This is a genomic window from Saccharopolyspora tripterygii, assembly GCF_054778355.1.
Genome location: NZ_BAAGZP010000042.1, coordinates 29,200 through 39,562, shown reverse-complemented (window position 1 = coordinate 39,562; position 10,363 = coordinate 29,200). Strand labels below are relative to the sequence as shown.

The 10,363-nt window shown below is 68.9% G+C and carries 13 protein-coding genes; 5 read left to right on the top strand and 8 right to left on the bottom strand.

Annotated elements, in window-relative coordinates:
- Window positions 1-189: 189 nt before the first annotated feature.
- From ACYVF3_RS29850 to ACYVF3_RS29840, 3 genes are all read right to left on the bottom strand, one after another.
- Entirely contained in the window at window positions 190-387 is a 198-nt protein-coding gene (locus tag ACYVF3_RS29850; RefSeq protein WP_461157614.1) for a hypothetical protein, read from the bottom strand.
- A gap of 61 nt (window positions 388-448) precedes the next feature.
- Window positions 449-1,096 (bottom strand): beta/alpha barrel domain-containing protein, encoded by a 648-nt coding sequence (locus tag ACYVF3_RS29845; RefSeq protein ID WP_461157616.1) that lies wholly within the window; start codon window positions 1,094-1,096, stop codon window positions 449-451.
- Entirely contained in the window at window positions 1,035-1,682 is a 648-nt protein-coding gene (locus ACYVF3_RS29840; RefSeq protein WP_461157613.1) for an oxidoreductase, read from the bottom strand. The genes ACYVF3_RS29845 and ACYVF3_RS29840 overlap by 62 nt, the downstream gene beginning before the upstream one ends.
- 192 nt (window positions 1,683-1,874) lie before the next feature.
- Here ACYVF3_RS29840 and casG point away from each other — a divergent pair, with 192 nt between their 5' ends.
- Window positions 1,875-3,518 (top strand): steroid-24-oyl-CoA synthetase, encoded by a 1,644-nt coding sequence (gene casG, locus ACYVF3_RS29835; protein ID WP_461157612.1) that lies wholly within the window; start codon window positions 1,875-1,877, stop codon window positions 3,516-3,518.
- Between the two features lie 135 nt (window positions 3,519-3,653).
- Here casG and ACYVF3_RS29830 read toward each other — a convergent pair whose 3' ends face one another.
- Window positions 3,654-4,277, bottom strand: a complete 624-nt coding sequence (locus ACYVF3_RS29830; RefSeq protein WP_461157611.1) for a TetR family transcriptional regulator — start codon at window positions 4,275-4,277, stop codon at window positions 3,654-3,656.
- Between the two features lie 165 nt (window positions 4,278-4,442).
- On the opposite strand from ACYVF3_RS29830, the gene ACYVF3_RS29825 reads away from it, so the two are divergent.
- From ACYVF3_RS29825 to ACYVF3_RS29810, 4 genes are read left to right on the top strand one after another with little or no spacing between them, the layout of a single operon-like run.
- Window positions 4,443-4,673 (top strand): FAD-dependent oxidoreductase, encoded by a 231-nt coding sequence (locus ACYVF3_RS29825; RefSeq protein ID WP_461157610.1) that lies wholly within the window; start codon window positions 4,443-4,445, stop codon window positions 4,671-4,673.
- Window positions 4,670-5,815, top strand: coding sequence for a Rieske 2Fe-2S domain-containing protein (locus tag ACYVF3_RS29820; protein ID WP_461157609.1), 1,146 nt, complete (start codon window positions 4,670-4,672; stop codon window positions 5,813-5,815). Before ACYVF3_RS29825 ends, ACYVF3_RS29820 begins: the two co-directional genes overlap by 4 nt.
- The gene (locus tag ACYVF3_RS29815) at window positions 5,815-6,087 is read left to right on the top strand and encodes a ferredoxin (protein ID WP_461157608.1); all 273 of its coding nucleotides are present in this window, start codon (window positions 5,815-5,817) and stop codon (window positions 6,085-6,087) included. The genes ACYVF3_RS29820 and ACYVF3_RS29815 overlap by 1 nt, the downstream gene beginning before the upstream one ends.
- A gap of 1 nt (window position 6,088) precedes the next feature.
- Window positions 6,089-6,889: an SDR family NAD(P)-dependent oxidoreductase gene (locus ACYVF3_RS29810; RefSeq protein WP_461157607.1), complete on the top strand. Its 801-nt coding sequence runs from the start codon at window positions 6,089-6,091 to the stop codon at window positions 6,887-6,889.
- Between the two features lie 119 nt (window positions 6,890-7,008).
- Here ACYVF3_RS29810 and ACYVF3_RS29805 read toward each other — a convergent pair whose 3' ends face one another.
- The 4 genes from ACYVF3_RS29805 to ACYVF3_RS29790 all read right to left on the bottom strand — a co-directional run bounded on the left by ACYVF3_RS29805 (window position 7,009) and on the right by ACYVF3_RS29790 (window position 10,258).
- Window positions 7,009-7,956: a VOC family protein gene (locus tag ACYVF3_RS29805; RefSeq protein WP_461157606.1), complete on the bottom strand. Its 948-nt coding sequence runs from the start codon at window positions 7,954-7,956 to the stop codon at window positions 7,009-7,011.
- A gap of 65 nt (window positions 7,957-8,021) precedes the next feature.
- Window positions 8,022-9,206, bottom strand: a complete 1,185-nt coding sequence (locus tag ACYVF3_RS29800) for an acyl-CoA dehydrogenase family protein (protein ID WP_461157605.1) — start codon at window positions 9,204-9,206, stop codon at window positions 8,022-8,024.
- Window positions 9,207-9,264: 58 nt separating this feature from the next.
- Window positions 9,265-9,381 (bottom strand): hypothetical protein, encoded by a 117-nt coding sequence (locus ACYVF3_RS29795; protein WP_461157615.1) that lies wholly within the window; start codon window positions 9,379-9,381, stop codon window positions 9,265-9,267.
- A gap of 10 nt (window positions 9,382-9,391) precedes the next feature.
- Window positions 9,392-10,258, bottom strand: coding sequence for an alpha/beta fold hydrolase (locus ACYVF3_RS29790; protein ID WP_461157604.1), 867 nt, complete (start codon window positions 10,256-10,258; stop codon window positions 9,392-9,394).
- Window positions 10,259-10,363 lie beyond the last annotated feature (105 nt).

Sequence of the window (10,363 nt, the reverse complement as noted above, 5' to 3'; positions counted from 1 at the left end):
GCCGCCTGCTGCGCGACGTCGCCGAAAACCGCGAAGTCGGCGACGTCACCACCCTGGCCGACTCGTCGGTCATGGACCTCATCTCGAAGGGCCTCCACACCGGCGCGTAACCCGCCACAAGTGGGTGGCCGGACGGGAGCTCCCCACCGGCCACCCACCAGCCTGCGTTCCTCCGCGGCAGCAGCCCGGCTAAGTGCTCGCGGAGCTCCTGCCGGAGCCGGCGCTGATCCGGTGCCTCGCGCACATCCAGAGCAGCACGCCGAGGTGGAACGGGCGGCGCTCGTCGCGCATCTCCCGGAGCAGAGCGGCCCTGGTCGCGCTCTTCCGGACCACGTCGTCCCAAGTCCAGGTCCGTTCCCGGGAACGCAGCCCGGGCCCACTGGTCACCCAACCGGTCGAGCAGCAGGTCGGCGATCGTCTCGCGTCGCCGGGCACCGCCTCCGCTGCCTCAGGAGACGTAGCCGGCATCGGTGCCCCAGCTCTCGGAACGGGTGCTGCTGCGGTCCACCAGCACGCAGCGCGCGCCGGTGAAGTTGGTGGGCATGCACCGGTTGTTGTGGTTGCACAACGACCGGACGCTCGAATCCGCCCGCATGCGGTTGATCAGGTCCGGCTCCCGCAGCAGGGCCCGCGCCATGGCCACGAACTCGAACCCGTCCGCCATCCCGCGGTCGATCACGTCCTTGTTCGTGATGCCACCGAGCAGGATCATCGGCAGCTTCACCGCGGCCCGGATCTGCCGGGCGTCCTCCAGCAGGTACCCGTCCTGGTAGGGGTACTCGCGCAGCATCCTGTGGCCCACCAGCTTCGCCCCGAGCTTGATCGGCTGGGGCATGACCTCCGCGAAGGCGTCCAGGGGCGCATCACCCTTGAACAGGTACATCGGGTTGCTCAACGAGCTGCCCGCAGTCATCTCCAGCGCATCGAGCGAGCCGTCGGATTCCAGCCACTGCGCCACCGCGATGGCCTCGTCCAGCCAGAACCCGCCCGACACACCGTCATCCATGTTGAGCTTGCTGATGATCGCGATCCGGTCACCGACGGCGTCCCGGACGGCCTGGAGGACCTCCCGCGCGAAGCGGGCCCGGTTCTCCAGGCTCCCCCCCGTAGGAATCCTCGCGGTGGTTGATCTTCGGGCTCAAGAACGAGCTCGCCAGGTAGTTGTGCCCCAGGTGCACCTCGATCGCGTCGAAGCCGGCCTCGATCGCCATCCGCGCCGCATGAACGTGATCCTTGACGATCCGCCGCAACTGGTGCGGGGTGGCTTCCTTGGCGAAGCTCAGCGTGGTCTTGTGGAAGTGCTTGCTCGGTGAGAGCGCCGGAACCCCGTTGGCCTTCGGGTTCGCGACCGGGCCGCCGTGCCCGATCTGCGCCGCCACGGCGGCCCCCTCCTGGTGCACGGCCTCGGTGAGCTTGCGCAGGCCCGGTAGCGCCTGGTCGGTCCAGAGGAGCTGGTGACGATCGGTCCGGCCTTCCGGTGACACCGCGCAGTACGCGACCGTGGTCATGCCGACGCCGCCGGCCGCGTGCCGGACGTGGAAGTCGACCAGGTCCTGGGTGACCTTCCCCTTGTGGCTCAAACCTTCGTAGGTGGCGGCCTTGATCGTCCGGTTGCGCAGCGTCAGCGGACCGATCTTGCCGGGGCTGAAGACGTCCGGGACGAGCGGGGGTGTGGTGGTCACGAGCACTCCTGTTCCACTGGGTTGCCGGGACGGTAGGCCGGTTCGGCTGCCCGGCCCGCCGTCGGTCCCGCTCATCGGGAGCATGACCGCGGAGCCGTCCCGATGAACGGAATCGCGCCCCATCCGAAGGCCCTCGGTGCCGCACGCTGTCATGCGCAGCATCCCCGCCAGCAGCAGGAGGAACGCCCGCAGATGAGCACCATCGATCCGGAAACTGCTGTTGCAGCCGCCCGGCACCGCCTGACCGGGCCCGGTGGCCACTTCGAGCTCGTCGAGGACGATGTGCGCGGCACGCGGCTAGCGGTGTTCAAGAACCGCGCCAGGTCTCTGACCGAACTGCTCACCGCCAGCATCGATCACGGCGACCGCGACTACATCGTGACGGCGGACGAGCGGATCACCTTCCGCGGGCACGCCGAACAGGTCGCCGCGCTGGCGGCTGCGCTGCGGGACGAGCACGGGGTCGGCAAGGGTGATCGGGTCGCGATCGCCGCGGCCAACGAACCGGAGTGGATCGTCACCTTCTGGGCGGTGATCTCGCTGGGTGCCATCGCGGTCGGGTGCAACGCCTGGTGGTCGTCCCCGGAGATGGAGCACGGGCTGCGGCTCACGGAGCCGGTCCTGGTCGTGGCCGACGCCCCGCAGGCCGCGTTGGTGACGGGCTCCGGCATCGACGTGCTCCCGATGGAGCGGATCGGCGAGCTGGTCGAGCGCTTCGCGGGCGCCGCGCTGCCGAACGCCGAGGTGGCCGAGGACGACCCCGCGATCGTGCTGTTCACCAGCGGGACCTCCGGACGTCCCAAGGGCGCGGTCCACTCGCACCGCAACGTGTGCTCGGTCGTGGAATACCACCGCATGAACGACGCGTTCGCCGCCGCCATGGGCGACCCGATCGCGCCCCAGGACCGCAAGTACCTGCTGGCGCTGCCCCTGTTCCACATCGCGTGCCTGCACAACCTGGCCGTGCCCCGGCTTGCCACCGGCAGCACCGTCGTCCTGCACCGGGGCGGGTTCAAGGTGGACGAGGTGCTCAGCCTGGTGGAGCGCGAACGGGTCACCAACTGGGCTGCCGTGCCGACGCAGGCGCACCGGTTGGTGGAGCACGACGACCTCTCCCGGTACGACCTGTCGTCGCTGACCGCGTTCGCCCTCGCCACGGCACCGTCGTCCGCGGCGTTCAAGCAACGGCTGCGGGAGAAGCTCCCCGTGGCCGAGCGAACCCTCGTGGACAGCTACGGGATGACCGAGACCTGCACAGCGCTCACCGCGGCCACCCCCGCCGATCTCGCGGAGCTGCCCAACACCCTCGGCCGCCCGATCGCCGGCGTCGAGCTCGAGATCCGCGATCCCCTCGGCACCCCGCTCGCCGAAAGCCAGGAGGGCGAGGTGTGCGTCCGCAGCGCCTACAACATGCTCGGCTACTGGAACGACCCGGAGGCAACGGCCAGCACCATCCGGGAGGACGGATGGTTGCACACCGGCGACATCGGGATCATCGAGCGCGGACGGCTCCGGCTCAGCAGCCGCCGGTCCGACCTGATCATCCGGGGTGGCGAGAACGTGTACCCCGCGGAGGTCGAGGGGGTGCTCGCCGAGCACCCGGAGGTCCAGGAGTGCGCGGTGCTGGGTGCGCCCCATCCCGACCTCGGCCAAGAGGTGTGCGCGGTTGTGGTCACCGCAGTCGGCAGCCCGCTCACCGAAGACGATCTGCAGGACTACGCCCGCGATCAGCTGGCCCGCTACAAGGTGCCCGCCCGGTGGCGGATCACCCACGAAGGGCTCCCCCGCAACGCCACCGGCAAAGTGATCCGCACCCAGGTGGACCCCACCTCATGACGGCACCCGACGACGGCCCCGCCAGTGCGGCCGCCGTCGGGTGGCGCGGTGTCACCGCGCTGCGTCCCGCCCTGAAACCACGTGGTGGCCCTGCTGGGTGGCGGTGGCAGCGCACGCACTCGCCGCTCGCGAAACTCAGCTCGTGCGGGCCGGGGCGTTGGAACGAGCAGCGAGCAGGAGCTCGCACGCGAGGTTGATCTCCGACTCGACGTCCGTCATCGACAGCCGTCCGTTGAGCGCCGAGCTCAACATCCCGTACCAGCACTCGGCGACCAGGCTCACGATCCGCACGTCCTGGACCGTGGGATCCTCGATGCCCAGGATCCGCAGCACCGCGCCCTGCATCATCTTGTCGATGCGGACGGCCTCGGCCACGGTGGCGGCGTTGGCCTGCATGTTGGACTGGATCATCGCGCTCGCCAGCAGCGGCTTGCTCAGCAGCGCGCGGCTGGAGCGCAGCAGCAGGTCGCACACGGCTTCCACCGGATCCTGGCCCTCGCGCGGCGGGCGCGCCGATTCGTCCACCTGCTCCACCTGATCGGCCATCACCGCGGTGAACAGGTGCGTCTTGGAGGGGAAGTAGCGGTAGAGCGTGGCGATCGCGACGCCGGCGTCCTTCGCCACGTCCTGCATCTGCACGCGATCGAGTCCGCGCTCGGCGGCAAGGCTCGCGGCCGCCTTCAGGATGCGGCGCCGACGCGCCCGCTGCTCCCGCGAGGTGGGCTCCGCGGCCGGTCGGGCCTCGGCGATTCTAGGCACCTGATTCCCCTCGATCGATCCGGTTGCGCATCCCATTGTGCGGGTTCACCGCGTGCTGGTCGCCGTCAACGTACCGCTCACCGGGACCAGCCCCACCCGGGTCGGCGGGTCTGCGCTTGTCTGATCCCGCGCTGAGTTCCCCGATCGAGCGACGAGGAGCACGAAGTGGTGGTGGTCGGCTCCGGCGCCGATGCCGTGACCGGAGCGCTGGTGGCCGCCCGACAACGACTGCGGACGGTCGTGCTGGAGAAGACCGACCGTCTCGGCGGCACGAGCGCCTGTTCCGGAGTTGTCAGCTTCCGGGGTACCGGTCAGTGGGATCAGCACCCCCTCCGGCGAGGTGGCGACCTACTTTCAGCCGAGGCGCACCGCCCGAGGAGAGGAGGACCGGCATGACCGCTGTGGAGGAGGTCCGGCAGATCGAGGTGGACGACGCACCCACCCGGTTCGCCCGTGGATGGCACTGCCTGGGACTCGCCGACGGGTTCAAGGACGGCACACCGCACACCGTGCGCGCGTTCGGGCAGAAGCTCGTCGTCTGGGCCGATTCCCGAGGCGACCTCAACGTGCTCGACGCCTATTGCAGGCACATGGGTGGCGATCTGTCGCAGGGCGAGGTCAAGGGCGACCAGATCGCCTGTCCGTTCCACGACTGGCGCTGGGGCGGCGACGGCAAGTGCAAGAACATCCCCTACGCGCGCCGGGTCCCGATGCGCGCGCGCACCTCGACGTGGCCGACCCTGGAGCAGGACGGCATGTTCTTCGTGTGGAACGACCCGGAGGGCAACCCGCCGCCACCCGAGGTCGCGATCCCGCGCATCGAAGGTGCCACCGACGACGGCTGGACCGACTGGCAGTGGTACTCCGTGACGATCGACAACGCGCACTGCCGCGAGATCGTCGACAACGTCGTGGACATGGCCCACTTCTTCTACGTCCACTACTCCTTCCCGACGTACTTCAAGAACGTCTTCGAAGGTCACGTCGCCACCCAGGTCCAGAACGGGGTCGCGCGCGAGGACGCGCGTCCTCAGAAGTCCGGCAGCGGCGCCCCCGCGATGCTCGGCAACACCTCGGTGGCCTCCTACCACGGCCCCTCGTTCATGATCGACGATCTGACTTACCACTACGGGGACGGCGACGTCGAGTCAGTGCTCATCAACTGCCACTACCCGATCACCGCGAACTCGTTCGTGCTGCAGTACGGGATCATCGTCAAGCGCTCCGACCGGATCCCCGGGCAGGAAGCCGACAGGATGGCCCGGAAGATGGGCGAGTTCATCAAGATCGGGTTCGAGCAGGACGTGCAGATCTGGCGCAACAAGTCCCGGATCGACAACCCGCTGCTCTGCGAGGAAGACGGGCCCGTGTACCAGCTGCGCCGGTGGTACGAGCAGTTCTACGTCGACGTGGCCGACGTGGCGCCCGAGATGGTGGACCGCTTCGAGTACGAGATCGACACGACCCGACCCAACGAAGCGTGGCGCCGCGAGGTCGAGTCGAACCTGGCGAAAACCGCTGCGGGACAGGACGTCTGATGGCCGTCCGCAGCGATGTCCGGCTGGCCGATTGCCCCATGCTGCCCGTCGACTGCCACCGGTGCGGCGGACAGGTCGAGGTGCGCAAGAGCAGCTGGGACCAGACCAGCATCCAGTGGCACGCCGAGGCGATGCGCAGGTGCGTTGAGCGGCGAACCGCTCAACCGGGAACCGGGCCGAACGACCGGTTCTTCAGCGGTTGCACCGCGTTGCGGGATTCGGTGCGCGCCGCGACGGCCCGAGGAGAGATCCCGATCCAGGTGGAGGACTGACGTGTTCGATGTCGCGAAGTACGGCCCGGGGGCGCTCATCGCCGGTGGTTCCGAGGGCGTGGGTGCCTCGTTCGCCCACCAGCTCGCCGACGCCGGGATCAACGTGATCCTGATCGCGCGCAAGCCCGGTCCGCTGGCGGCCACGGCGGAGGAGGTCCGGGCCAAAGGGGTTCAGGTACGCACCGTGGAGCTGGACCTGCTCGCCCCGGAAGCGCTGAAGTCCATCAGGTCGGTGACCGACGATCTCGACGTGGGGCTGCTGATCTTCAACGCCGGAGCCAACAGCTACGGGCACGAGTTCGTCACCAGCGATCTCGACCGGGTGAATGACGTGATCGACCTGAACATCACCGCCCAGCTGACGCTCACCCACCACTTCGGCGCGCTCATGAAGGAGCGCGGCCGGGGCGGGCTGCTGCTGGTCGGCTCGATGGCGGGTTACCTGGGCCAAGCGCAGATCGGTGTGTATTCCGCTGCCAAGGCGTTCTCCCGGGTCTTCGCCGAAGGGCTGTGGCTCGAACTGCGGGACCACGGAGTCGACGTGCTGGAGCTGGTTCTCGGAGTGACGCGAACACCGGCGATGGAACGAGCCGGGCTCAACTTCGACATCCCGGGACTTCCCGTCGCCGAACCCGACTATGTGGCGCGGGAAGGCCTCGCGCAGCTCCCCCACGGCCCGGTGCTGGTGGCCGGAGGCAACGCCGAAGCCGCCGAGAAGCGCAATGGCCCCGATCGCGCCGCGCTCGCCCTCCGCGCGCACGAAGCCTCGAAAAGCCTGCTGCCGCCCGAGGAACGAACCTGACCCACCCGAGAACGAGAGTACCGCGCTCCCCGGGGAGCGCGGTGCTCTCGTTCTCGCACAGGTGATTCGGATCAGACGGTCACCGCGACCTGCGACTGCCGGACCGGGCGCGCGGTGGTTCAGTCCTGCTCGCTGAACGCCGCGAGCGGCTCCGAACCGGACCAGTCGTGGCCCCAGTAGCTGTCCTTGGTGATCTCCTCTGCCGTGTAGTAGGTCTCATCGACGCGCAGTCCGTCGCAGCCGTACTCGATGTCCCAGCCACCGGGTGCCCGGACGTAGAACGAGATGGCCTTGTCGTTGGTGTGCCGGCCCAGCGTCGAGGACAACGAGTAGCCGCGGCTGTTGACCTCGTCGAGCGCACGGCCGACGGTGTCGATCTCTTCCACCTCGACCATCAGGTGCACCAGCCCGGGCGGCTCGCCGTGCGGGGCCGGGCAGACCGCCAGGCTGTGGTGACCTTCGTTCACGCCCATGAACCGCACTCGGCGCGGCGGCACGGCGTTCGCGGCGGGACCGCCCAGGCGGACCGCGCCGCGCGGCAGGAAACCGAGCACCTCGGTGTAGAACTTCACTGTCTCCTCGGGGCAGGTGCTGGGCAGCACGACGTGGCCCATCCCCTGTTCGCCGGTGACAAAGCGGTGCGCGTGCCGGGTGCGCACCGGGCTGTGGTCGAGCACCGGCCCGAAGAACACCTCCAGGGGCGTACCGGTCGGGTCTTCGAAGCCGATGGCCGCTTCCACTCGACGCTCATCGCACTCGGCCTGCGACAACGATGTGACGGGCGTTCCCGACACCTCGACGGCGCGAGTCACCTCGGCGAGGGCGAACTGGTCGCGCACCTCCCACCCGACCGCGACCACCCGGTCGCGCTCGCCCGGCAGCACGATCAGCCGGGATTCCCGCTCGTCCATGCGCAGGTAGAGCCCGCCCGGGTTCGGGCCCGTGGTTTCCTGGAAGCCCAGTGCTTCCACCGTGAGCTCGCGCCAACGGTCGAGGTTCTGGGTCTGCACCGTGAGATATCCGAGACCGCGGATCTGGGGCATCGTGTCCATCCAATCTCTGCTCACCGGGCGCGCGATCTCGATCCGACGCACCCGGCCCTGATCTTCCGTTGAGGTCTGCGAACCGGGCGTCAGATCATCGAGCGCAACGGCCCGGGCGGCGGATCGACGTCGAGCTCGGTCAAGGCCGACACGTGGAAGACCGCACCCGGCACGTGGATGGCGTGCACCATGCCCATGTGCCCGTCGCGCCAGAAGCGCTGGATCGGGTTGTCCATGCGCAGGCCGTTGCCGCCGGAGCGGGCGACGATCTCGTCCATCGCGCGGACCGCGCGCCAGGCCGCGGAGACCTGGGTGCGGCGGCTGACCGCGCGCTCCCCGAAGCTGATCTGCTCCCCCGCCGCGACCTTGTCGTAGATCCTGGACACGTTGTCCAGCAACGCGACGCGAGAAGCGTGGATCTCAGCGGCCGCCTCGCTGATCGCGTACAGGACGTAGGGATCGTCCTTGACCTTGGTGCCGGTGATCTGAACGCGCGTGCGCTGGTAGGCCATGTGCTGCGCCAGCGCGCCCTCGCAGATGCCGATCACGGCCGAGGTGATGCCCAGTGGAAACGCGGTGGTGAAAGGAACGTGGTAGCTCGGGTTCTCCAGCCCGGCTTCCCGGGGAGCCGACCCGTCGAGCATCTTGTTGAACGGGATCACCCGGTAGGACGGGATGAAGGCGTCCTCGACGATGATGTCCTTGCTGCCGGTCCCGCGCAGGCCCACGACGTCCCAGGAGTCCTCGACGATCTCGTAGTCCGACCGCGGCAGGATCACGTGGTAGGACACCGGCGGCTGGAGGGTGTTGCCCTGCTCATCCCCGAGGAGAGCACCGAGGAAGATCCAGTCGCAGTGATCGGTACCGGACGAGAACTGCCAGTGGCCGTTGAACCGGTAGCCGCCCTCCACCGGCGTGAGCACGCCCATCGGGGCGTAGGGCGAGGCGATCCAGGTGTCGTGGTCGCCGCCCCAGATCTCCTCCTGCACCCGGGGATCGGCCATCGCCATCTCCCAGGGGTGCACGCCCACGATCCCGGCGACCCAGCCGGTCGACCCGTCGTAGCCGGCGACCTTCATCACCGCTTCGGCGAACTCGGCCGGGTGAGCCTCGGCTCCCCCGTAGCGCGCCGGTTGCAGCATCTTGATCACGCCGGTCTCGCGGAGCGCCTTGGCAGCGCGGTCGTCGAGCTTGCCGAGCCGCTCGTTGGAGGCGGCTGCGGCGGTGATCTCCTCCGCGCGCTCCTCGACGGCGGTCAGAACGGAATTCGGCACCAGCCGGCCCTCGATTCGGTGTGGTCGCCGCGGTCCGCGAGGGCCACGGCGAGTTCGATCAACTGAGAATCGCCGCACCGGACACGCCGTACCTCCGAGCGGCCCGTTCGGCGTGCTTGAGAAAGCTGGAGCAGACGCCCGCATAACCCATCGTCAGCGAAAGCCGGTCGAGCAGGCACTCGCCGTCATGGTCGGTCTTCTCGCGTCAGGAACGCCAGAACCGCGCTCTCCCAGGCGTCCTTCTTCTCGATCATCGTCCAGTGGCCGCAGTCGGGGAAGATGTGCAGCTCGACATCGGGAATCGTGCGCATCGGCAGCAACGCCATGTCCACCGGGCTGACGCGATCGTCTCGGCCCCACGTGATCAAGGTCCTGGCCTGAACCTTGTGCAGCATCGCCCAGTAGGGCGGCTCGGTGGACCTGGCCGCAGCGGCGGCCGTGGCCGCGAACGCCTCGCGGCTGTACATCTTCCGGGCGCTCGCCAGCGTGCTCGGCTCGGTGGCGTGCGCCCAGCGCTCCTCGATCAACTCCTCGGTCACCAGCCCGCGGTCGTAGACCATCGAGTTCAGCCAGGCCACGAGCCGTTCCCTGGTGGGCTCCTCGGTGAACTCCATCAGCAGGTTGATGCCCTCGCCCGGCGACGGGCTGACGATCTGACGCCCCATGCCGCCGATGGTCACCAGCCGGCGCACGCGCTCGGGGTCGCTGATCGCGAACCGGGTCGCGACGATGCCACCCATCGAGTTGCCGATCACGTCGACCTGGCCGAGTCCGAGACCGTCGAGGAACCGGCGGACAGCGGCCGGTGCGGCCGCCATGGGCGGCTCGTCGGTGTCATCGCTGACCCCGAAACCCGGGAATTCCAGCACCAGGCAGCGGAAGTGCTGCGCGAAGGCCGCGAGGTTGTCGCGGAAGTTGCGCCACCCGGTGACACCTGGGCCGGAACCGTGCAGCATCAGCAGCGGCGGCCCCGCACCGGCCTCGTGGTAGCGCAGCACACCGTGGTCCGTCCGCAGCTCGCGCAGCGTGGACTCATAGCTCAGTTCGGTCATCTCGCGGCCAGCTCCCCAAGAAGTGTCGATTGCCCCGTGCACGGTAGGTGCGGTCGTGCGAAACATGGATCGGAACTCTCGTTCAGCGGGATCCTCGCCCGTGCC